Below are 22,790 nucleotides of genomic sequence, written 5' to 3'. Positions count from 1 at the left end.
GCGACTCAGACGGCGATCGCCTCCATATCGCAGTCCGCCCGGATGCCCCGGGCCGCCGCGACCGTCGCCGGATGGCCGGCGGTCAGCACCTGGCGCATCCGGCCGAGCGCGTCCTGGTGCAGCTCCTCCGCCTGCCTGCCCTCGCCCAGCGCCCGCAGATCCGCCGACAGGTTGACCGCACAGGCGAGCGTCGTGGGATGGTCCGCGCCCAGCCGGGACCGGCAGGCCGCCAGGGTCTCGGTGTCCAGGTCGTGGGCCTCCTGGTAGTCCGCCAGGGTGTAGTGGTCGCTGGCCATGTTGATGGCGCAGGCCAGCGCCACGGGGTGGTCGGCCCCCAACTGCTCGACCAGCACCGGCAGCGTCTCCTTGTTCAGCGCGAGCGCCTCGTCCGTCTCGCCCAGCAGCCGCAGCGTCACGGCGAGGTCGGTCGCCGCGCTCATGGTGACCGGATGCCGCTCCCCGAGGGAGACGCGCATGTCCTCCAGGCACTTCCGGCCGAGCTCACGGGCGCCCTCCAGGTCGGCGGTCTGCCGCAGATCCATCGAGAGGTTCAGGGCCGTGGTGGTGATGTGGAGATTGGGCTCGCTGTAGCGCAGCCGGTAGCGCTCCAGCACCTCCCGGCTGAGGTCCAGGGCGCCCTCGTGGTCGCCCGCCTTGCGACGCGCCACGGCCAGGTTGCGCAGGGCGTAGACCAGGATGGGCGCGTTCTGCGGGAGCACCCGGCGGGCGCGGTCACAGGTCTGCTCCAGCATGTCGCGGGCGGCCAGGTAGTCGCCGCTCTCCCGGACGTCGATGGTCAGGTTCGCCTCGACCAGGATGGTCAGCAGGGCGTCCTCGCCGAGCACCAGACCGGCGGTGCGCCGGGCGCCCTCGTCCAGCTCCCGGGCGCGTGCGTAGTCCCCCGCCGCGCGCAGCGCCACGCCGTAGTCGTTCGCCGCGGCGATGGCGTAGGGGTCCTCGTCGCCGAACAGCCGCAGGGTCCTGGTCCAGCGGTCCTTCTCCAGCGCCACGGATCGTGCGTAGTCGCCCTGGTAGCGGGCGTCGACGGCGACCGCGCCCAGACTGACCAGGGTGTTCTCGTGGTCGTCGCCCTCGGTGGCGCGCTGCAGCTCCAGGGTCCGGCGGTTGAGCTCCCGGGCCTCCTCGAAGTGGCCGAGCACGGTCAGCACATGGCCCAGGGTCCGGGAGACGGCCAGCGTCTCCGGACTGTCCTCGCCGAGCGTCTCCACCCATTTGCGCCGCACCTGGTTACCAAGGGTCAGCGCACCCTGGTGGTCCCCCCAGGTATAGAGGAAGCGGACCAGGTTCCGCACCATCTGCCGCACCCATTTGTCGTCGCACTCCATCGCGCGCGAGGCCCGGACATGGGAGAGGAGGTCGGCGTATCGACCCCAGTTCGGCGGGGAGACTTCATTGGGATCGCCGAAGGCCAGCAGCACATGGGCGCTGTGCCGCATGTCCGCCTGCTGCTGCGGGGACATCTGGCCGATCAGCACGGCCTGCACCAGCCGGTGCATCTCGATGGTGTTGCTGCGGTGGTTGATCTTGATCAGGGCGTAGCGGTTGATCTCACGGATCGCGTGGCCGAGCTTGATGGGGTCCTGGAGCACCCCCGACAGCTCGGGGGAGAGGGAGACGCCCCGCACCCCGGAGAAGAGCCGGCGGGAGATCGGCTCGGGGGCGAAGAACGAGCACATCTGGAGGAATTGGAGGGCGCCGGGATGGGTTTCGGCCAGCCGCCGCAGCGACATGTTCCAGGCGGCGGCGACCGGTTCGGGATAGTCCACCGGAACGCCCGCCGCCAGCAGCTCGCTGCGGCGGGTGGAGACATCGGCCCGCTCGTCCTCGAAGACCTGGAGATACTCGTCGACCGGCATACCCGTCTCGGTGAGCCACGCCGCCGCCTGCTCGATGGCCAGCGGAAGGTCCCCCAGCGCGTCGGCGACCCGGTCCGCCTGGTCGCGCGGCAGCTCCGGCCCCCGGCGGCGCAGCAGCTCGATGCTCTCCTCCCGCTCGAAGACGTCCACTTCGACGGTGCGGGCGGCGCGCGACCACTGCGCGTTCCTGGAGGTGACCAGGATCCGGCCCGGCCCGCCGGTGGGGAAGAACGGCCGCACCGTCTCCAGCTCCTCGGCGTTGTCGAAGACCAGCAGCCAGTTGCGGCACGGGCGTCCGGTGCGCAGCGCGTCGAGCACGCTCGGCACGGCCGTGTTGGCCTCCATGCCCGCGTGCAGCCCGAGCCGGTCGGCGAGCTGGACCAGCGCCTGGCGGATCTGCTCGGGGCGCTCCGCCGGGATCCACCACACCGCGTCGTAGTCGGCGGCGTGCTGATGGACGTACTCCAGGGCGATCTGTGACTTGCCCACCCCGCCGAGCCCGTGCAGGGCCTCGGGCAGCACGGCGGCCGTGCCCTCGCTCCGCAGCCGCTGGTGGAGCGTGTCGAGCAACGACTGCCGCCCGGTGAAGTTGTTGTTCCGGGGCGGTACGTTGCCCCAGATGGCCGGGGGTTCCCCGGCGCGGCGCTCCGCCGCGGGCAGGGACCGGGCAGCGGTCACGGACACGAATGTTCCTCTCGGATGCTCCCCCGCCGGGCCCGGCGTGCCGTGCGCCGGCGGGGATGGTGAATCGTCGGCCTGGGACAGCGGATCGGCTCGGGGAGTCGTGGAGTCAGTCATCCCAACCGCCTCGGAGACCACATGTTTTCCCCTGTGTGATGCGTCTTCAACTGGATCGGGTCGGCTTTCCCCCGAGCGGACGAGCGCCTGATGGGCCAGGACCAGGGCGCGAAAGGAGCGCGCACCTTCCAGATACGGTCCGGAGAGCGCCTGGTAGACCTGCTCCTGAAGGCGGATGTACGGCAGCAGGCGCTCCGTCCTGGGCAGGTCCCGCACCGACCCTGAGGGGTGGTTGAGCAGATCGCGCAGCATCAGCAGCGGTTGCCAGCGGCGGCCCAGCCGGTCCAGGACGCTGCCGAGGATGTACAGCGACTCGTCCCGCAGCCCGGCGGACAGCAGCAGCTCCCGTACCCCGTCGTGGAATTCGTAGCCGATGCCCGTCTCGTCCAGCGGGTCGGCGGTGCCCACCTTGCGCAGCAGCCCGCCCAGCAGGATCTCGGCCAGATCGCCGGGGCTGCCCTCCGGCTGGTGGATCCCCTGGACGAACTCCATCACGGGGATGTTCAACGGGGCGGCGGCCAGCCGGGACGCCAGCCGGAAGGCGCTCGGCGAGGCGGTGGCGCGGAACCGGAAGACGCGGTCCCAGGCGCTGGGTTCCGGTTCGGGCTCCCAGCGCTCGGCCGGCGCGCCGGGCAGCAGCGCCATCGTGTCCTCGCCGCGCACCGACGGCCGAGCCACCAGCCGCGCCCAGTTGGCCATCCAGCGCGCGTCCAGCTCCAGCACCGGAACCGGCGGTGCGCCGCCCGGCCAGGGACCGCCGTCCGCCCGCCGCCAGGTGCCGTTGGGCGCGCCCGGTTCGGGCACCCGCACCCGCACCCGCTCCGGGGCCACACCGGTGTGGTGCCAGCGGCCCTGGCGCAAGACGTGCAGCACCGCGACCGACGCGTGCCGCGCCCAACGGGCCAGCGCGCGCTGGGCGCTGTCGTCGGCCCAGGCCGCGCCGATGCCGTCGGTCAGCACCAGCACCGTGCGCTTGCCGCGCGGCGGCATGCCGTCGACCGGCGATCGGTCCTCGGGCCACGGATGGTCGGTGTTCACCCGGTGCACCCGCACATCCCGGAAGGCTCCGGTGCGCCGCAGCACGGTGGCCAGACGCGCGGCCGTCCGCCGCCAGACCACCATCGAACTGCCGCAGTCCAGCACCAGGACGGCGTCCATCCAGCGCTCGCGCACCGGCACGCAGGCGGGCACCCACAGCCCCTCGCGTGCCGCCCGCTCGGCCGTGGCCTCCTCGTCGACCTCCGTCTCGACCGGCGAGGGCGAGGTGCGCTTGAGCGGCCGCAGCGCCCGGGACAGGGCGCGCTCGGGCAGCGGCGGGGTATCGGCGGACGGCCGGCGCACGGGCGCGAAGGTCTCCGCGACGGTCACCGGCTCCGCCTCACCGGGCGACGCCGCCACGGCGGCCAGCTCCGCGGGACGGGGCGGCGGCACGCCGATGGGCCCGTCCCCGCCCCCGGGCACCGGCCGCTCCCCGGCAGGCTCCGGAAGCGGTTCGCCGGAGGGCTCGTCGGGCCGTTCGCCGGACGGCTCGGCACCGGGCGGCGGAGGGTCCGCCTCCGGTATGGCGGGGAGGGGACCGGGGTCCGGCCGTCCGGGGCCAGGGTCCCGTCCGGCCGTGCAGGCCGCCAGCCACAGGGCGTCGGCCAGCTGTCGCCAGTCGAGGTCCCGCGGACCGGGCCCGGCGGACCTGCCGCCTGGGTCATGTGTCATGTCGAGCCCGCTGCGCTGTCCAGCCGGTGCCAGACGGCTTGCAGCAGCTCCTCCCATTCGGGCCCCGGACCATGTGACTGGGACGTCACCAGGTACACCGCGTTGAGCAACTGGTCGGCGGCGAGCCCGCCTTCGCGCTCGCTGCGCTCGACGAACATCTGGATCAGCTCCCGCGCACGCGGATCGTCGGCCCGCCCCAGATGCGCGGCCACGATCGCGGCCAGCCGGTCCGCGTCCGGGTCGGGCAGCCGGAGCTGGAGACAGCGCCGCAGGAACGCGGGCGGGAACTCCCGTTCGCCGTTGCTGGTGATGACGACGACGGGGAAGGCGCGGCAGCGCACCCGCCCCGAGGCGATGACGGTACTGCGCTCCGGATCGTCGGTGAGGACCGATACGGCCGGGCGGCGTCTGCGGATGCGCACCAGCTCGGGAATGGAGTACTCGCCGGTCTCGAAGATGTCGAGCAGGTCATGGGGCAGGTCGATGTCGCTTTTGTCGAATTCGTCGATGAGCAGGACGCGGGGCAGCCGGTGCGGCAGCATCGCCGTGCCCAGGGGGCCGAGTTGGAGGAAGTCGCCGATGTCCTCCGGTCCGGGTTCGTGCGTGTCCCCCTCCGACGCCTGACCGGCCGCGGCGGCGTGCACACGGCCGACGGCATCGTAGCCGTACAGCCCGGACCGCAGGGTGGATCGCGTGGTGATCGGCCAGCGCAGCACCCGGCCGAGGCCCAGTTCCCGGCTGATGCGGTACGCCAGCGTCGACTTGCCGGTGCCCGGACGGCCCGTCACCAGAAGGGGACGCCTCAGGATCAGCGCCGCGTTGACCAGATCGGCCTCCTCCGGGTCCGAGCGCAGACCCAGGGGAGCGGTGCCCATCCGCCGGGCGGTGTCCTGCTCGTCCTCCGGCGGCGCCGGGGGCTCGGCCGGCGGGTCCTCGGGGTCCGATAACGCGCCGGGCGCGCCGTCGCCGTCCACCGGGCAGGCCGAGACCCCGTCGAAGGTACGCCACGGGGGCGGCGGCGGAAGGATCTCCTCCAGGCTCACATCGCGGAGCGGGCGCCCGGTGCCCTGGTAGATCCACCAGGGGCGGGGTATCCCGGACGGCAGCGCGCCCGAGGCGGCCGCATCAGGGTGGATCTGTCCGTTGTGCCGTCGCGCAGGCTCTCCGTCGCTCATCGAGCACCCACCCCCTCGTCCGGCCCCGTCATGCGTCCTTGCGGTTCCACGGGGCGGGTCGGGTCGTCCCAGACGAGCACCACATGCTGCCCGAGGTGGTGCTCCCGCTCCGCGGCGTCGATCGTATGGGCGTCCAGACGTAACTCTGTCACGGCTTCGCGGAGCCGTGCCAGGTCCCCGCTGGCGTCGGCCGGTTTTTGTCTCAGGCGCTCGACGAAGCGGGGGTCCCGGACCCTCCGGCCGTCCCAGGCGACCAGCGGGATCCCGGCCCGCCAGGCGGCCAGCGCCTCCGCGCTGCCCTCGGGGGTGGTGCCCGGGGGCGAGGTCAGGACCAGGGCGACCACATGCGGATCGGACTTGAGCCGGGCCAGCAGGGCGGTGGGGTCGCCGGAGCGCGGACTGTCCGGGTCCGCGCCGTCCACGACGAGCTGTCTGGCGCGCTCGGGCTGCCGCTCGAAGAGGTTCCAGCGCTGCTTCCACTCGCGGTGCCAGCGTCTGGTCCGGCTTCTCTCCAGGCTCCGTACGACCACCGGATGGTCCATGTACAGCGGGGTGGGAAGCTCGCTGTCGAGCTCCAGACGCCAGCGGTGGACCGGCAGATTCAGGTCATCCGGGCCGAGCATGAACTCCACATGGATCGCCCGCGCGTCGTCCCACTCCTCGGCCGCCTCGTACACCAGCGTCTGGACCGCCCGCTCCGCCGTCTGAGAGGTGACCTGGGCCACCGGACCGCGGACCGGATGCCAGCCGGTCGGATCGTACTGGTACCAGGACGAGAGCTCGTAAGCCCCCGACTCCTCCCGCGGCAGCAGCCGGATCACCAGATAGGCGTCCACCGGCCCGGCCGGCGCGGCATGCCCCACCTGCTGCCGCAGCGACCGCAGCTGGGGCGTCAGACCCAGCTCCCGGGCCTGCTCATCGGCCCATTCGCGCAGCTCGTCGGCTCTGCGCAGCGGACGCGCGGCCGCCGCGAGGTACTCCACCAGGGCGAGCTGCGGCGGCAGCCCGCCCGGCTGCGCGTTCATCCGGCTCAGCACCTCGAAGGCCTGCCAGGGGCCGGTGACCGCCGGGACCTCCTGGAGCGGGCCCGCGGCCATGCGGCACAACTGGCCGAGCTGCTCGACCTCCAGCTCCTCCAGCAGCGACCGCAGCTTCGCGACGGCGGCCCCGGGCAGCGCCGGACGGGCCGTCATCTGCTCCATGACCGAGTCGAGCCGCTTCATGGCGTCCTCGTCGGCCGCCGCCAGCACCGCGAGGGACGCGCGTAGCGCGTGCATGACCCGCGCGTTCTCCAGGCATTCGCGGGCCAGTTCCACCAGGAAGTAGTCGGTCACCCGGTGGGCGCGCACGGGCAGGCTGGTCATCTCCAGCTCCATGGCGACCAGATCCAGGCACAGCGAGCGCAGATCCGGATCCGTCAGACAGCGGAACTCCTTCAACGCCGTGACGAGGTTGCCGACCGATTTCAGGCCACCTTCCCCCATGGCCGCCATGCGCTGCCCTCCCCCGAGGCCGCATCACCGGTCCCCGCCGCCGATGATCCCGCCGGAGCCCTTCCCCCACACGGGCGCCATCCGCCCGGACTCCGGACAACTTGTATGCCCCGCGAGCCTCTCCTGACACCCCGGGGCGAGGATGTCCGCGGCGCCGCCCGCCGCCCCCGGACGGCCGCCGCCGCCTCGGCGACACCTCCCGGCGACGGGCCCGGGGAGCGTACCTCCGCGCGGTGGCGAGCCGTCCTCGCGGGGCCCACCTGGCCGCTTCCGGCGGCGCCGGGTGACGGCCGCCGTCCCTGGGCGGCCGGGACGAGCACGGGCCCCCGCGCGGAAGGTTGGCCGCCGGGACGGGAGGGTGATAAGGGTCACTCCAGACCGAGCTCCTCGACCCGCCGGGCGAGTTCGGCGGCCGCCGGATCGTCCGGGGCGAGCACCGCGACCACCTCCACCAGCTCCCGCAGCGCCCGGCGCGCCTCGCAGGTGCGCAGCAGGGACAGGGCCTCCGGGCGGCTCGCCGACTGGCGGCCCACCGCGGTGCCGACGGTGGGCAGCTCATCGAGCAGCTGCTGCCAGCGGGCGGGCGAGGTCATCCCGGACACGGCCAGCAAGGTGTCCGCGAGACCGCCGAGGTCGTGGATGGTCAGCCGCTGCCCGCGCGGTACGGCGGCCCGGGGCGGCGTACGGGCGGCGGACGGCCGGGCCGCCGGTGCGTCGGGGGCCGCCGGTGCGTCGGGGGCCACCGGGAGCCGGCCGATCAGCTCGAAGGCGAAGGCGGCCGCGTGCCGGGACGCCACGGGCTGCCAGCGCTCGTCGTGCGCCTCGCCCTTGTCCCCGAGCAGATCCGAGACGCCACGGATCACCAGCGCGTCCAGATGCTGGTTGACATACGCGCCCGCGAGGAAGCCGAAGCCCTCCATGTCCACCGCGAGCGCGTCCCCCGCGCCGGCCGCCAGCCTCAGCCCGACGTCCGAGCGCTGGTGCGCCACCACCCGCCCGCCCGCCGCGAGGGGCTTCACATGGGCGCGGGGGCGCGGGGCGCCGTCCCCCGGGGGGATCCGGCGCTGCCACGTGTCGCCCGCCGCCACCAGCCGGGCCAGCTGCACCAGGCCGTACGCCGACTGATAGGTCTTCTGCCGGGGCAGGAACCCCGTCTCGGTGTCCTTGCCGGTCTCGTAGTCGTACACCGAGTCGGCGGCCACCACATCCCCCAGCGCGACGTCCTTACGGCCGCCCGCGACCCCCACGAACAGCACCGCCCGGGGCGCGAAGAGCGCCGCCGCACGCTCGACCGAGGCGGCGGCGCCCGGATTCCCCGGACCGGTCATATGGAGGGCGACCGTCCGCGCGGCGGGCCCGTCGCGGAACACGCCCAGCTCGAACAGCGCGCCCCGCTCCGCCCGGTCCGGGCGCGGATCCTCCAGATGGGCGCGGACCGCCCGGTACTCGACCTCCAGCGCGGTCAGGACCACCACATCGGCCCGCGCCGCCACCCCGTTGTCACGAGCGCCCACGTATCCCCCCTAGGGCCTGTCGTCAAAGGAGGCGCCCTGCTCCCGGCGCCTGGCACGGCCGCTCGCCGCGTTGTCGCATCGCCCAAGTACGCCCCGCACGAGGGCGATACTCCGCCTGGGACAGCCTCCGGCACCAACCTTACGGACCCGACCCGCCCCCGCGCGCCCCATGGCTCAGGGCCGGCGCAGATCCGCGTACAGCACGATCTGCACCGCCAGCACGGCGACCAGCGCCACCTCCGCCACCGACACCGCCAGCAGCACCGCCCGCACCGGCTCCGAGGTCCAGTACACGGTGAGGGCGGCGATCGGCGCCACCGCGAACAGCAGCAGATCGGCCGCGAGCTGAAGCCGCTTGCGGGAGACCCGGCGGCCGTCGTCGCGATGGGCCCGCTCCCAGCCGAACACCGGTGGCCGGCCCGGAGCCGCCCGCGTCCCCAGCCGCGGCCCCAGATCCTCCCGGACATACCGCCCGATGGCCGATATCTTCTCGTCGTTGACCAGATACGCCCAGCCCAGCAGCGTCGACGCCGGGGGCAGCAGCAACAGCAGCTCCGGACGTCCATGCCCCTGGAGGGAGAAGGTGATGATGGCCGCCATCGAGGCGAGCGTCGCGTAGAGCAGATTGTCGCGGAACCCGATCCGCGCCCGCTGTTCCTCCTTCACCTGCTCGTACTCCACGATCAGCAGCCGGTCCGCGGCCGCCTCGCCGTCGGTGCTGTCGTATCGCGTCACCGTTCCCCCTCTGTGACCGCGTGCCGGATTCGTCGTCACCGGCCCCCGTGGTGACTGTTTCCGCCCCTGTGCCTGGTTTATTCCGTACGCCCGCGACTTCCGGTACCGCCATGACCCGGCCGACGCGCGGGCCGCCGGCCCGGTGGGGCCGCGGCGTGCCGAAACCCGTTCGCGCAGGGGGAAGTTGCCGAGCGGCACGGCGCGGAAGATCGTCGGACGCGGCCGACATCCACCCCCCGGGCGTTCGCGGTGCACCGTGAAGCACCATCATGGACACCCCCGTACCCGGATAACCGTTAGTGAGATGACTGCAATGCCTCTCGGACTGCTGCGGCGCAGGCGCACCAAGCGCCCGGACCGTGGACCAGCGCTCCGGATGCCCATGCCCGTGGGCGCCGGAGCCTTCAGCTGCGAGGTCCTGGATCCGGTCGGCGAGCCCATGGGCGGCGTCGAGGTGACCGTCACCGAAACGCGTGGCGCCGCCCGTACCGTGGCCAGAGCCACCACCGATCCGCACGGACTGTTCCTCGCCACGCTCGAGCCGGGGACGTACACCGTGCTGATCACCGGAAGCGGTCTCCAGCCCAACCGCTTCACCGTGGACATCGCCCCGGGCCAGTGCGAACCGGCCCGCAGGGTGCAGCTGGAGCCCTCCCAGCAGCTGGAACTCCCCCCGCCCGGCACCTGGCTCTTCGACCCGCCGCACACCGCGATCCGGTTCATCGCCCGCCACGTCGGCATGGCCAATGTGCACGGCCGCTTCACCCGCTTCCGGGGCGGTATCCACGTCGCCGAGCGGATGGAGGACTCCCGCGTCGAGGTCGTCATCGACGCCTCCAGCATCAGCACCGGCAACAACACCCGCGACAACCACCTGCGCTCGGCCGACTTCCTCGACGTCGAGAACTACCCGGAGATCCACTTCGTCAGCAACCGCTTCACCTGGCGCAGCGGACCCAAGTGGACCATCCAGGGCCCCCTCACCATGCACGGCGTCAGCCGCTCGGTGACCCTGGACACCACCTACCTCGGCGCCGTGAACGGAGGCTACGAACAGGAACTGCGCTGCGCGGCCCTCGCCACCGCCGAACTGCACCGCGAGGACTACACGCTCAACTGGCGGAACATGCTCGCCCGTGGCATCGCCGTGGTCGGCCCCACGGTCAAGCTGGAGTTCGACATCCAGGCGATGTACCGCGCCCCCGACATGCCGACGCCGCCGGAGTGATCCTCCTGTCCGAGACGGCGGTGGGGCGGGCCCTGTGGCCCGCCCCACCGCCGTCTCGCATCACGTGCGGAACCCGGCGAGGACGAGCCACCGGATGATCCGGCCGGCGCATAGATTGGGCTCGTCCATCGAACGACGAAGGCGGTTGATCCCATGAGCCTGTACGACATTCCCCTGCGCACCCTCACCGGCGAGCCGACCTCCCTCGGTGAGCATCGCGGCGCGGCGCTGCTGGTGGTCAACGTGGCGTCCAAGTGCGGTCTCACCCCGCAGTACGAGGGGCTCGAGCGGTTGCAGCAGCGCTATGCCGGGCGCGGATTCACCGTGCTGGGCGTTCCGTGCAATCAGTTCGCGGGGCAGGAGCCGGGGACCAGCGAGGAGATCCAGACGTTCTGCTCGACGACCTACGGCGTGTCCTTCCCGCTGCTGGAGAAGACCGATGTCAACGGCGAGCAGCGGCATCCGCTCTACGCCGAGCTGACGCGGACGCCGGACGCGCAGGGCGAGGCGGGGGATGTGCAGTGGAACTTCGAGAAGTTCCTGATCTCGCCGGCCGGTGAGGTCGTGGGCCGGTTCCGGCCGCGGACCGAGCCGGAGGCGGCCGAGGTGGTCACCGCGATCGAGGCGCAGCTCCCCCGGTGAGAGGCGCGGCTTCCCCGGTGAGGTGAGCCGGGACGAGGGCGGGCGAGGGGCCATGGCCGCCTCGCCCGCCGGGTCGGCCCCATCGCCCTGTCACATCGCACCCGGCTCAACCGTCAAGACGGTGTGGCCCGCGACGGTGCGGCCCGCGACAAGGGGATGTGAGCGATGAAGAACAACCACCTTCTGGCGGAGGGCTTCGAGGCCCACCGCGGCCATCTGCGGGCGGTGGCCTACCGCATGCTGGGCTCGCTGAGCGAGGCGGACGACGCGGTCCAGGAGGCATGGCTGAGGCTCAGCCGCTCCGACACCGGCGCGGTGCAGAACCTGGGCGGCTGGCTGACCACCGTCGTCGGCCGGGTCTGCCTGGACATGCTGCGCGTCCGCACCGCCCGGCGCGAGGAGCCACTGGGGGTGCGCCTCCCCGACCCGGTCATCAGCGGCGAGGGCGGGCCCGGCCCCGAGGACCGCGCGCTGCTGGCCGACTCGGTCGGCCTCGCCCTGCTGGTCGTCCTGGAGACGCTGGCCCCCGCCGAACGGCTGGCCTTCGTCCTGCACGATCTGTTCGGTGTGCCGTTCGACGAGATCGCCCCCATCGTCGACCGCACCCCGGCCGCCGCCCGTCAGCTCGCCAGCCGCGCCCGCCGCCGGGTGCGGGGCGCGGCCCCGGTCCCCGACGCGGACCTGGCCCGGCAGCGCGCGGTGGTGGACGCCTTCCTCGCCGCCGCGCACGAGGGCGACTTCCAGGGGCTGATCGCGCTGCTCGACCCGGATGTGGTGCTGCGCGCCGACTACGGCGGCGCGGCCGCCCTCGCCCCGCGCGAGGTGCGGGGCGCGGCAGCCGTGGCGGACCAGGCGCTCACCTTCTCCCGCCACGGCGGCACCGGCGTGCTCACCCGGCCCGCGCTCGTCAACGGCGCCGTGGGCGTGGTCGGCTCCCGGGCGGGGCGGCCGTTCTCGGTCCTGGCCTTCACGGTCGTGGACGGGAGGATCGCGGCGATCGACGTGCTGGCCGACCCGGCACGGCTGGACCGGCTCGACCTGACCGGCCTGGACTGACGCCGCCCGGACGGACGGGCCGTGCGGAACGGCCCGTCAGCCCACCCGTCAGGGGCGCGCGCGGTGCGGTGTACCCGTCAGGGGCGGGCGCGGTGCGGTTCGATGACCGTGACCCCGCTCCTGGCCCCGGACGCCATCGTGGCCAGCGCCTCCGGGGCCTCGTCGAGCCCGATGACATCGGTGACCAGCAGATCCGGCCGCAGCGAACCGGCCTCGACCATCGCCATCATCGGGCCGTAGGCGTGCGCGGCCATGCCGTGGCTGCCCAGCAGCCGCAGCTCCAGCGCGATGACCCGGTCCATCGGGATCATCGGCGTCCCGGCGGCCGGTGGCAGCAGCCCGACCTGGACGTGGCGGCCGTGGCGGCGCAGGCTCTTGATGGACGCGGCGCAGGTCCGTGGCGAGCCCAGCGCGTCGAGCGAGAGGTGGGCGCCGCCGCCTGTCGCGTCCGCGACCGCCTCCGCCACCGAGCCCAGGGTGGACGCCGCGTCCACGCACACCGCCGCGCCGAACCGGTCGGCCAGGGCGAGCGCTCGCGGGGAGATGTCCACCGCCACCACCCGGGCCCCGGCCGCGGCCGCGATCATCACGGCCGACAGCCCCACCCCGCCGCAGCCGTGCACCGCGACCCACTCGCCCGGGGCGACCCGGCCCAGGGCGACGACGGCGCGGAAGGCGGTCGCGAAGCGGCAGCCCAGACCGGCGGCCGTGGTGAAGGACAGCTCGTTCCGCAGGCCCACCAGGTTCACATCGGCGTTCTCGATCCCGACGTACTCGGCGAACGAGCCCCAGTGGGTGAACCCCGGCTGCGTCTGCCGCTCGCACACCTGCTGGTCGCCCTCCGCACAGGCGGCACAGCGTCCGCAGGCGCAGACGAACGGCACGGTGACCCGCTGCCCCGGCCGCCAGTTGAGGACGCCGGGGCCGACCTCCTCGATCACCCCGGCCAGCTCATGGCCGGGCACGTGCGGCAGCCGGATGTCCGGGTCGTGTCCCATCCAGCCGTGCCAGTCGCTGCGGCACAGCCCGGTCGCCTCGACCCGGATCACCGCGCCGCGCGGGGAGGGAGCGGGATCCTCGACGCTCCGGACCTCGGGCCGGCGCCCGAAGTCGTCGAACACCACAGCACGCATGGACCCGCTCCCTCGCTCGAACACACCCCCCATGGCCCGAATGTCCGGGCGGGCCCTAGAACCTACACCACAACCGGCCGGTATCAGCCCTTGCGGATGGCCCCCACCGACGGCGGCTCCGCGCCCCGGCCGGTGCCCCAGGCCGACGGCTCGGTGGACAGCCGGTGGGCCAGTTTCCCGCCGTGCGCGACCTGGTCCCAGTCCAGCCAGGTGCGCGCCACGTTCCGGCCGTTCAGCGAGACGCTCCGCACATAGCGCTTGGCGTCGCTCGCGCCCGGAGCGGTGACCGTCAGCGTGCCGCCCTGCCGGGTGCCGTAGTGCCCGACGCGGACCACCGCCGAGGCGAACTGCGGGCTGGACACGGCGAGGAAGTTGCCACCGCTCATCGTCGGGTACAGGCCCAGCGAGGAGAAGACGTACCAGGCCGACATCGTGCCGAGGTCGTCATTGCCGGTCATCCCGTCCGGCCCGGTGGTGAACAGGGTCATCGCCGCCCGCACCGCGGTGGCCGCCTTCGCGGGCGCGCCCGCCCACAGATACATGTACGGCGCGTGCAGATCGGGTTCGTTGTTGGGGTTGTAGGTGGGCTTGCCGTAGTAGTCGTAGGGGGCCGAGATCCAGTCCTGGCGGGCGGTGCCCGACGGGTCGGTGAGCAGCTTGTCGTAGACGAAGAAGTCGTCCAGCCGCCGCTCGGTCGCGCGCCTGCCGCCCATCAGCTCCACCAGACCGGCCGGGTCCTGCGGCACCAGCCACTGGTACTGGTAGGCGCCGCCCTCGTGGAACTGCCGGCCCGCCGCCACCGGGTCGTACGGGGTCACCCACGCGCCGTCGGCCGTGCGCGGCCGGAACTGCCCGATCGACGGGTCCCACAGCGTGCGGTACGTCTGGCCGCGCTCGGCGAACATCCGGGCGTCGGCGCGGTGTCCGAGCCCCCGGGCCATCAGGGCGAGCGCGGCGTCCGCGGCGGAGTACTCCAAGGTGGCCGACGCGGGGTGGACGCAGTCGTTGTCACCGCCCTTGTGGGCGCAGTCGGTGCCGAGCTCCAGCCCCGAGGGGACGTAGCCCAGCTCGCGGTAGTAGTCCATGCCGGAGCGGCCGTTGTAGGGCGAATCGGCGGGCGGGGTGCTGGTCGCGTTCTTCCTCAGCAGCGCGTACGCCTCCTCCTCGTGCCCGGCCAGCAGGCCCTTGGACCACGCCTCGACCAGGAACGGGGTCACCGGGTCGCCCGTCATGATGTTGGTCTCGCTGTTGGCCAGCGCCCAGCGCGGCAGCCAGCCGCCGTCCCGGCCGATGCCGACGACGGACAGCGCGACATCGCGGGCCACCCCCGGTTCCAGCAGCTCCAGCAGCTGGTTCTGCGGCCGGTAGGTGTCCCACAGCGAGAAGTTCTGGTACGGCGTGTAGCCCGAGGCGGTGTGCGTCGCGCCGTCGAAACCGGTGTAGCGGCCGTCCACGTCGCCCGCCACATTGGGGTGCAGCTGGGCGTGGTACAGCGCGGTGTAGAAGGCGCTGCGCCGCTCCTGGGTGCCGCCGCCGATCCGTATCGCGTCGAGCTTCTCCCGCCAGGTGTCGTGCAGCGCGGCGCGGGTGGCGTCGAAGTCGTAGGAGTCCCCGGTCTCCGCCGCGAGGTTCTTACGGGCGCCCTCCGGCCCGGTGTACGACAGCCCGACCTTGACCACGACATCCCGGTCCTGGGTGGTGTCGAAGGTGGCCCAGGCGCCGTTGCCGCCCTCTCCGGCCGCCTCGCGGGAGCCGGGGGCGGGGGTGGTGCCGCGCCAGGTGCCGTAGGAGGCGAAGGGGCGGTCGAAGGTGGCGGTGAAGTAGACGGTGTGCTGGTCCTTCCCGGCGCAGAAGTTGCCGGCCCGCACCCGGCCCTCGACGGTCCGGTCACCGACCACGCGGATCTCCGAGTCGAACACCTTCTGGTTGGCCTTGCCGGTGCTGAACAGCACATTGGCCGCGCCGGTGGCCGGGAAGGTGTAGCGCTGCCAGCCGGTGCGCTGGGTCGCGGTCAGCTCGGCGTCGATGCCGTAGGTCTTCAGGCCCACCCGGTAGTAGCCCGGGGTGGCCTCCTCGTCGTCGTGGCTGTAGGTGGAGCGGTAGTGGTCCGGGTCGACGTCGGTGACCGCGCCGGTCGTCGGCATGATGGGCAGCTCACCCGCCACCCCGCAGCCGACGCCGGACAGATGGGTCTGGCTGAAGCCGTGGATGGCGTCCTGGTCGTAGTCGTAACCGCCCTGACCGCCGGTGTCCGGGCTGACCTGGACCATGCCGAACGGGGCGCTCGCCCCGGGGAAGGTGTTGCCGAAGTTCTCGGTGCCCACGAACGGATGGACCAGCGAGGTGGGGTCGGCCGGAGGGGCGGCCGCCGCCCCTGGCGGTCCCAGCAGACCGCCGCCCAGCAGCGCCGCCGTCATCACGCCCGCGACCGTGCCCGCTGTGCGCGCACGGATTCCACCGATCAGCGACCGCATGGGACGCACCTCCGTTTGACAACGTTGTCTGACCAAGGTCGCGAAACTTTGGCACGGGGGCAGGGTGGTGTCAATGGCCCCTGCGCGGACGGTTTTCCGGCACCGCCCGCGCACGGCCACGGCGCTATCGCTTGTCGCGCTGTCCGTCGGCGAGCCGGCGGGACGTCGTGGCGGCGCCCGCACCGCGCTGGGCCCGCTCGGCCAGGCTCGGGAACAGCCCGCCGAGGGCGCTGCCCAGGCGCAGCTCCAGCGGGGCCACGTTCACCTCGGCCCGGTTCCGCTCGATCGCCCGGACGGTCGCGGCCGCCACCCGCCGGCTGGAGATCGTACGGACCCCGGCGGGGGTGGACACGCCCGCTTCGGCGAACATCCCGGCGTCGCCCACGAATCCGGGCTGTACCAGCGAGACCCCCACCCCCGTGCCGTGCAGGTCCTGCCGCAGCCCGAGGGCGAACCCGCGCAGCCCGAACTTGGCCGCGTTGTAGAGCGCGGCGCCGGGGGAGGCGGTACGGCCGGACAGCGAGCCGATCATCACCAGGTGGCCGGACCCCGACTCCACCATGCGCGGCGCCATCAGCCGGGACAGCAGCATCGGCGCGCGCAGATTGACGTCCAGGGCGCGGTCCAGCTCCTCCGACCGGTACTCCAGGACCGGGCCGCTGGAGGGCAGAGCGGCGTTGGCGATGAGGATCCGGGCCTCGGCCGCCTCCTCGACGAGGCGCTCCAGATCGGACCGTTCGGCCAGATCGGCGACGATCGCCCGGCCGCCCAGCCGCTCGGCCAGCGGTCGCAGCACCTCCTCGCGGCGCCCGGTGAGCAGCAGCCTGGCGCCCTTGGCCGCGAGCGCGCGGGCCAGTGTCTGCCCGATGCCGCCGGTGGCCCCGGTGAGCAGGACGGTCGTGCCGCCGATCCGCATGCGATTTCCTCCGGTTCACGGTCGAGTACGTGCCGGGCACGGTACTGCGGATGCGCTCCGCGCCGGGCACGCACCCCGCCTTTCGTCCGCGCGCGACGGCCCGCGGCGGCCTGTCGCCCGGCCCTCCCGCCGCCCGCCGCTGGGCGCGCGGGCCGCCGCCTCCGGGCGCGGACGGGCTGCGCGCAGCCGTCCGCCGCGAGGCCGCCCGGCACCAACGACCCCGGACAGCACGCCTAGCCGCCGCGGGGAGCCGGAGTGCTGAGGCCGTAGACGCGGCGGGCGTTGTCCGCGCCCAGCAGCGCCGCCACGCGGCGGGCGTCCCGGCGTGACCAGGCGCCCTCCGCGACCCAGTGGGTCAACAGCCCGGTCAGCGCCTCCCGGAAGAGCCGCGCCCCCACCACGTACAGTTCGGGCAGCCCATAGGCGTCGGTCGAGAAGAGCACCTTGCCGAAGGGGGCCAGCTCCAGCATCTCGGCCAGCACCGCCCCGGCCCGCGCCCCGGTGTGCGACAGGGTCAGCCCCACATCGGCGTAGACATGCGGGAAGACGGCGGCCAGATAGGCGGCGCCGCGGTGGTACGGATAGCCGTGCAGCAGGATCAGCGTGCAGCCCGTGGGGCGCACGGCGCGGACGAAGTCGGTGAGGGCGAGCGGATCGCAGCGGTCCAGCCGCAGATCGGGGTCGCCGAATCCGGTGTGCAGTTGCAGCGGCAGCCCGGTGTACGCCGCCGACCACAGCAGATGGCGCAGCAGCACGGGGTCGGTGACCCGGGCGGCGGCGGTGCCGTCCTGCCCGCGCCGGCCGAGCCAGCGGCCGGCGGCGGCGTGCACGGCGCCGGGGTCCGGCGGATCGGGCTCGAAGTCCAGTCCGTAGCGGTAGGCGGCCACCGACTTGAAACCGGCCGCCGTACGGGCCGCCTCCCGTATCCCGTCCGTCACCCCGGCCAGGAAGTCGTCGGCGGTCGGCGAGGTGTCGGCGATCCGCTCCGCCAGCTGCTCCAGCCGGACGATCTCATGGGCGGTGCCGCCGGCCGCGACGGCCAGTTCCCGAGGGGTGGTCAGATCGCCCGGCAGCCCGGTGTCCACCAGGAACTCGGTGATCCCGGCGGCGCCCAGCAGCCGTCGGGTCACCTCCGGCGCGCCCAGCTCACGCCGCCGGGCGAGGTAGCGGGCGGGCGAGCAGTGCGGTTCGAGATCCAGCAGCGGCGGGCACCAGCGGCGCACCGCGAACCCCAGCTGGCTGTCGAAGAACGTGGTGCCGAGCGCCGCGGGCGCGTCGGATTCGGTCAGGAACGCCTCGAACGCCGCCGGGCCCAGTTCGGAGCGGACCACCCCGTGGCAGTGGTGGTCCACCAGGGGCGGCAGCGGCGGCTCGGTCGGATCCGTCTCGGCGGCCTCCATGGGTCAGTACCGCCTCCGCGTCGCGACCGCGATCTCGCTGGGGGACGACTTCTCGAACAGGGCGGCCTCCGCCCGGCGCACCGCGGCGATGGACTCGAAGAGCGGATCGCCCAGCGCCTCGCGCAGCACCGTCGCGTCCTCGAAGTGCTCCAGCGCCGTCAGCAGCGAGGTGGGCAGCCGCCGCTCGCGGCCCTCGACCGCCGGGTCGCCGGAGACCGGCGGGGGCAGGGTGAGCCCGGAGTCCAGCCCGCCGAGGCCCGCGGCGATGACCGCGCCCACCACCAGATAGGGGTTGGCCGCCGGGTCGAAGCACTTGATCTCGGCGTTGGCCGCCCCCGGGTCGTCCGGGGCGCCGGTGATGAAGCGCACCGCGGCCTCCCGGTTCTCCAGGCCCCAGCACTGGTACGCGCCGGCCCAGCGGGACGGTTCGAGCCGCAGATAGCTCGCGGGGGAGGGGGCGCCGATGGCGAGCAGGGCGGGCAGCGCGCGCAGCACCCCGGCGAGGAACGCCTCGGCGGTCGCGGTCATACCGTGCGGCCCGTCGCCGTCCCGGCACAGATTGCGGTCCCCCTGCCACAGGCTCAGATGGAGATGGGCGCCGTTGCCCACCCCGCCCGCCTCCACCACGGGCCCGAACACCGGGTTGAGCCCGGCGCGCCCGGAGCACGCCCGGACCGTCTCCCGCACCAGCACGGCCAGATCGGCGGCGCCGACCGGATCGGCGGGCGCCAGGGACACCTCGAACTGTCCCGGCGAGTACTCCGGATGCAGCTGGTACACCTCGACGCGCTGTGCCTCCAGCGCGCCGACCAGCTCGGCGAGGTAGTCGGAGAGGCCGGTCATCCGGGCCATGCCGTACGCGGGACCCGCGGTGGGGTAGCGCGGGGGGTCCTGGTCCGGATCGCCCGAGGTGACGGCCCACTCCGTCTCGAACCCCATGCGGACGGTCAGCCCCCGCTCCCGCGCCCGCTCGGCCATCCGCCGGGCGAACAGCCGCTGGCAGACGGGGTGCGCCCGGCCCCGCTGGTCGTACCGGTCGACCGGGGCCCACGCCCAGCCGGGCTGGGCGGCCAGCGGGGTGAGCCGGTCCAGGTCGGGGAAAAGCCGCAGATCGCCGTCGGGGCCGCCGACATGGCGGCTGGTGGTCATGGAGTCGTCCACCAGATAGACGTCGAAGACGGGGGACATCCCGACCCCGCGCCGCGCGGCCTGCGGCAGCCGCGCGGCGGGCACGGACTTCACCCGGGTCAGACCCGCGTTGTCCACCCAGGTCAGCGCGACGCCCTGGATTCCGTTCGCGGTGAGCCGCTCGGCCTCCTGCCGTGCCCGTGCGTATGCCTGCTCGCGCTCGCCGGTCTCCATGGGTGCCTCCTCAGCCACGGCCTGTACGCCGAGACTATTGCCTGAGAACCCTCTTGTGGTGACGCGTTCGTCCCGCCCGCATACGGGGTGTGACGGTGGCTTATGCCGGTCGGAGGTTGACGCCGTCGGCCGGGACGTCGAGGGGGCCGGCGGGACCGGTCCGCTCCTCAGGGGAGCGGTTTCGGCCAATCCGGCGGCGGTGCCGGCCTCCGAGGCGCGGAGTGGTGTCCCACGGGACGATCCGGGCGGCGGCGGGTCCGGAGGGGGAGGTGGGCCGCGGTTTGGCGCATGTGCCCCGGCTTCCGTAAAGTTTCGCCGTTAACCAGGGGATCAGGCGAACCAGAAAGCGGCAGCGGCGATGACGGTGACTGACGAGGGCCGGGCCGAGCGGGCGGCGGCCGAGGAGCCGGGCATCGACCCGGAGCGGCTGGCGACCTGTCTGAGCGTCCTCGCGGAACTCGACCGGCTGCCGATCGACCATCCGGACGCGATCGCGGTCCGCCGGGCCACCTCCGGGATCTACCGCAGTGTGAAGCAGCGCAGGCGCCAGGAGCGGCGGGCCGCGAAGACCGCCCATGACAAGGCCGTGACCGAGGCCACCGCCACCGGCGCCGCCGACCGGATCGACGACGAGACGCTGGGCCGCGCGCTCACCAGCTCCGTCTCCACGGACATCGCGGGCATCCTGCGGCGCCCCCGCTCCTGCTATGTCTGCAAGGCCCGGTATGTCGAGGTCGATGCCTTCTACCACCAGCTGTGCCGTGACTGCGCCGCCGAGAACCGGGCCCGCCGCGACGCGCGGACCGATCTCACCGGCCGTCGTGCGCTGCTCACCGGCGGCCGCGCGAAGATCGGCATGTATATCGCGCTGCGGCTGCTGCGCGACGGCGCCCACACCACCGTCACCACCCGGTTCCCCAACGATGCCATCCGCCGCTTCAAGGCCATGCCGGACAGCGGCGAGTGGCTGCACCGGCTCAAGGTCGTCGGCATCGATCTGCGTGACCCCGCCCAGGTCATCGCGCTGACCGACACGGTGAGCGCCGCCGGTCCGCTGGACATCCTGATCAACAACGCCGCCCAGACCGTCCGCCGCACGCCCCAGGCGTACGCGGAGCTGATAGCGGGCGAGTCGGCGCCGCTCCCGGCCGGGGAGCTTCCCGAGTCCCTGGTCCTGGGCGCCTTCGGCAGCGGCGCCCAGGCGGCCCTGCCGGCGCCGCGCACTCCACGGGACGGCGCGCTCACCCCGCAGGACCTCACCGCCCTCGCCCTCACCCGCGGCTCCGCCTCACCGGCCCGGATCGAGGCCGGGACCGCGATCGACGCGGGCGGGCTGGTGCCGGACCTGGACCCGACCAACACCTGGGTGCAGCGGGTCGACGAGGTGGACCCGGTGGAGCTGCTCGAGGTGCAGCTGTGCAATGAGACGGCGCCGTTCATCCTGGTCAGCCGGCTGCGCCCGGCGATGGCCGCCTCGCCCGCCCGGCGCAAGTACGTGGTGAACGTATCCGCGATGGAGGGCAAGTTCGGCCGCGGCTACAAGGGCGCGGGCCATCCGCACACCAATATGGCCAAGGCCGCGCTGAACATGCTGACCCGCACCAGCGCACGGGAGATGTTCGAGACCGACGCCATCCTGATGACGAGCGTCGACACCGGATGGATCACCGACGAGCGCCCGCACCCGGACAAGATGCGGCTGGCGGCCGAGGGCTTCCACGCCCCCCTCGACCTGGTGGACGGCGCGGCGCGGGTCTACGACCCGATCGTGCGGGGCGAGCGCGGCGAGGACCTCTTCGGCTGCTTCCTGAAGGACTACGCCCCGACGTCCTGGTAGCCGCCCCGGCAGCGCCGGGCGCCGCTCGGCGCCGCGGCTCCAGCGGTCATGCGCTCGCCTCCTTGCGCGCCGCCGGGGCCCGGCGACGGCCCGGGGAGACGCCGAGGCGACGGGCCAGGCGCCCCAAGCGGGTGCGGGTGGTGGCCCGGCCGCGCTCCCAGGAGCGGGCGAACCGGCTCGCCTCCAGTTCCGTGAAGAGCCGGTCGTAGCGCTCGGCGATCGGCGCCGGGTCGTAGGCCCGGGAGCGCTCCAGGGCGGCCGCGCCCATCGCCCGCCGCCCCGGGGCGTCGGCGATCAGGTCCATCAGGGCGCTCGCCAGCGCCTGCTCGTCACCGGTGGGGACGAGCCGTCCGGTGACCCCGTCCTGGATGATCTCGCCGGGGCCGAGCGGGCAGTCGGTGCTCACCACCGGCACCCCGCAGCGCATGGCCTCCACGATCGTCATCCCGAACGACTCGGCGTCCGAGGCGACCGCGACCAGCGACGCCTTCGCGAACTCCGCCTCGATGGGCGAGCGGGACCCCATCAGCTCCGCGCTCCCGGTCAGGCCCAGCCGCTCGATCCGCTCCGCGAGCCGTTCCTTCTCCGCGCCCCCGCCGTAGATCCGCAGCCGCCAGTCCGGGTACTTCTCCGCGACCGTGGCGAAGGCGTCGATCAGCAGGTCGAAGCGCTTGCCGGGGACCAGCCGCCCGGCCGCCGCGATCACCGGCGCGGTGCCCTCGGAGGGGGCGACGGCCGGTTCGGGGACGCTGTTGGGTATCGCCAGCGTCCGCACCCCCGGCATCGGCATCTTCGCGCGGTAGACCGCGGCGTCCGCCTCGGTCGTGGTGACGACGGCGTCCAGCGCGCGGTAGTGCGAGGCCAGCTCCGCCCGCAGCTTCTTGCTGTGCGCGTCATGCCGCAGATGCTCCTGGGCGATGCGCAGCGCGTGGCGCGGCGCGAAGCGGGATATGTAGACGTTCACCCCCGGCCGGGTGCCGATGATCACATCGGCCGGGCAGTCGCGCAGATACGCCGCCACCCGTGTGTCGATCAGTCGGCTGTACTGGTGGTGCCGCTTCTCGGCGGCCGGGAAATCCTGGCTGGCCTGGGAGAACAGCGGGTCCTTCGCGTCCTCGCCGTCCGGGCGCGTGTCCACCAGGGGGACCAGCCGCACCCGGGGGTCGAGGGCGAAACGCGGCGTCTGGCGATGGCGCATCATCGAGACGATCTCCACGTCATGGCGGTCGGCGAGCGCCGCCGCCAGGTTCATCGTGGTCCGGATCGTTCCGCCGATCCCGTAGGCGTTGTGCAGCAACAAAGCGATCTTCATGCGGTGTTCTTCTCCGGCCGGTTGCATCCCCGGGGCGAGTTCCCCACGGAACCTGGCGGACACCTTGACCGGGCCCGGTAAGCCCGTCGCGTGAAGAAGGTGAGAGCGGGGTAAGAAGCCCCGCCCGG

The 22,790-nt window shown here is 73.5% G+C and carries 15 protein-coding genes; 4 read left to right on the top strand and 11 right to left on the bottom strand.

Going from position 1 to position 22,790, the window contains the following annotated elements:
* Nucleotides 1-5: 5 nt before the first annotated feature.
* The 5 genes from fxsT to N6H00_RS04230 form a co-directional block, all read right to left on the bottom strand.
* A complete protein-coding gene (gene fxsT / locus N6H00_RS04250; RefSeq protein WP_268970186.1) occupies nucleotides 6-4,385 on the bottom strand; it encodes an FxSxx-COOH system tetratricopeptide repeat protein in 4,380 nt (1,459 codons plus the stop codon).
* Nucleotides 4,382-5,560, bottom strand: a complete 1,179-nt coding sequence (locus tag N6H00_RS04245; RefSeq protein WP_268970185.1) for an AAA family ATPase — start codon at nucleotides 5,558-5,560, stop codon at nucleotides 4,382-4,384. The genes fxsT and N6H00_RS04245 overlap by 4 nt, the downstream gene beginning before the upstream one ends.
* Entirely contained in the window at nucleotides 5,557-7,053 is a 1,497-nt protein-coding gene (locus N6H00_RS04240) for a VMAP-C domain-containing protein (RefSeq protein WP_268970184.1), read from the bottom strand. The genes N6H00_RS04245 and N6H00_RS04240 overlap by 4 nt, the downstream gene beginning before the upstream one ends.
* A 368-nt stretch (nucleotides 7,054-7,421) precedes the next feature.
* Nucleotides 7,422-8,567, bottom strand: a complete 1,146-nt coding sequence (locus N6H00_RS04235) for a phosphorylase family protein (RefSeq protein WP_268970183.1) — start codon at nucleotides 8,565-8,567, stop codon at nucleotides 7,422-7,424.
* A 174-nt stretch (nucleotides 8,568-8,741) separates the two neighbouring features.
* The gene (locus tag N6H00_RS04230; RefSeq protein ID WP_268970182.1) at nucleotides 8,742-9,302 is read right to left on the bottom strand and encodes a hypothetical protein; all 561 of its coding nucleotides are present in this window, start codon (nucleotides 9,300-9,302) and stop codon (nucleotides 8,742-8,744) included.
* A 313-nt stretch (nucleotides 9,303-9,615) separates the two neighbouring features.
* Here N6H00_RS04230 and N6H00_RS04225 point away from each other — a divergent pair, with 313 nt between their 5' ends.
* From N6H00_RS04225 to sigJ, 3 genes are all read left to right on the top strand, one after another.
* Nucleotides 9,616-10,530, top strand: a complete 915-nt coding sequence (locus tag N6H00_RS04225) for a YceI family protein (protein WP_268976839.1) — start codon at nucleotides 9,616-9,618, stop codon at nucleotides 10,528-10,530.
* 153 nt (nucleotides 10,531-10,683) lie between these two features.
* Entirely contained in the window at nucleotides 10,684-11,172 is a 489-nt protein-coding gene (locus N6H00_RS04220) for a glutathione peroxidase (protein ID WP_268970181.1), read from the top strand.
* Between the two features lie 165 nt (nucleotides 11,173-11,337).
* On the top strand, nucleotides 11,338-12,228 hold the full coding sequence (gene sigJ / locus N6H00_RS04215) for an RNA polymerase sigma factor SigJ (RefSeq protein WP_268970180.1): 891 nt from the start codon (nucleotides 11,338-11,340) through the stop codon (nucleotides 12,226-12,228).
* Nucleotides 12,229-12,305: 77 nt separating this feature from the next.
* Here the strand turns inward: sigJ and N6H00_RS04210 are convergent, their stop codons facing one another.
* From N6H00_RS04210 to N6H00_RS04190, 5 genes are all read right to left on the bottom strand, one after another.
* Nucleotides 12,306-13,361, bottom strand: coding sequence for a zinc-dependent alcohol dehydrogenase family protein (locus N6H00_RS04210; protein ID WP_268970179.1), 1,056 nt, complete (start codon nucleotides 13,359-13,361; stop codon nucleotides 12,306-12,308).
* A gap of 83 nt (nucleotides 13,362-13,444) precedes the next feature.
* Nucleotides 13,445-15,835, bottom strand: a complete 2,391-nt coding sequence (locus N6H00_RS04205; protein ID WP_268970178.1) for a GH92 family glycosyl hydrolase — start codon at nucleotides 15,833-15,835, stop codon at nucleotides 13,445-13,447.
* 124 nt (nucleotides 15,836-15,959) lie between these two features.
* Nucleotides 15,960-16,751: an SDR family NAD(P)-dependent oxidoreductase gene (locus N6H00_RS04200; RefSeq protein WP_268970177.1), complete on the bottom strand. Its 792-nt coding sequence runs from the start codon at nucleotides 16,749-16,751 to the stop codon at nucleotides 15,960-15,962.
* A 233-nt stretch (nucleotides 16,752-16,984) separates the two neighbouring features.
* Complete coding sequence (locus N6H00_RS04195; RefSeq protein ID WP_268970176.1) at nucleotides 16,985-18,151, bottom strand: amidohydrolase family protein; 1,167 nt, start codon at nucleotides 18,149-18,151, stop codon at nucleotides 16,985-16,987.
* 3 nt (nucleotides 18,152-18,154) lie between these two features.
* Nucleotides 18,155-19,513, bottom strand: coding sequence for a glutamine synthetase family protein (locus N6H00_RS04190; RefSeq protein ID WP_268970175.1), 1,359 nt, complete (start codon nucleotides 19,511-19,513; stop codon nucleotides 18,155-18,157).
* Nucleotides 19,514-19,871: 358 nt separating this feature from the next.
* Here N6H00_RS04190 and N6H00_RS04185 point away from each other — a divergent pair, with 358 nt between their 5' ends.
* A complete protein-coding gene (locus N6H00_RS04185) occupies nucleotides 19,872-21,350 on the top strand; it encodes an SDR family NAD(P)-dependent oxidoreductase (protein WP_268970174.1) in 1,479 nt (492 codons plus the stop codon).
* A gap of 46 nt (nucleotides 21,351-21,396) precedes the next feature.
* Here N6H00_RS04185 and N6H00_RS04180 read toward each other — a convergent pair whose 3' ends face one another.
* Nucleotides 21,397-22,662 (bottom strand): glycosyltransferase family 4 protein, encoded by a 1,266-nt coding sequence (locus N6H00_RS04180; protein ID WP_268970173.1) that lies wholly within the window; start codon nucleotides 22,660-22,662, stop codon nucleotides 21,397-21,399.
* Nucleotides 22,663-22,790 lie beyond the last annotated feature (128 nt).

The sequence above is a fragment of the Streptomyces sp. S465 genome, assembly GCF_026898115.1.
Classification (GTDB): Bacteria; Actinomycetota; Actinomycetes; order Streptomycetales; family Streptomycetaceae; genus Streptomyces; species Streptomyces luomodiensis.
This window is presented reverse-complemented; position numbering and strand designations above follow the sequence as displayed.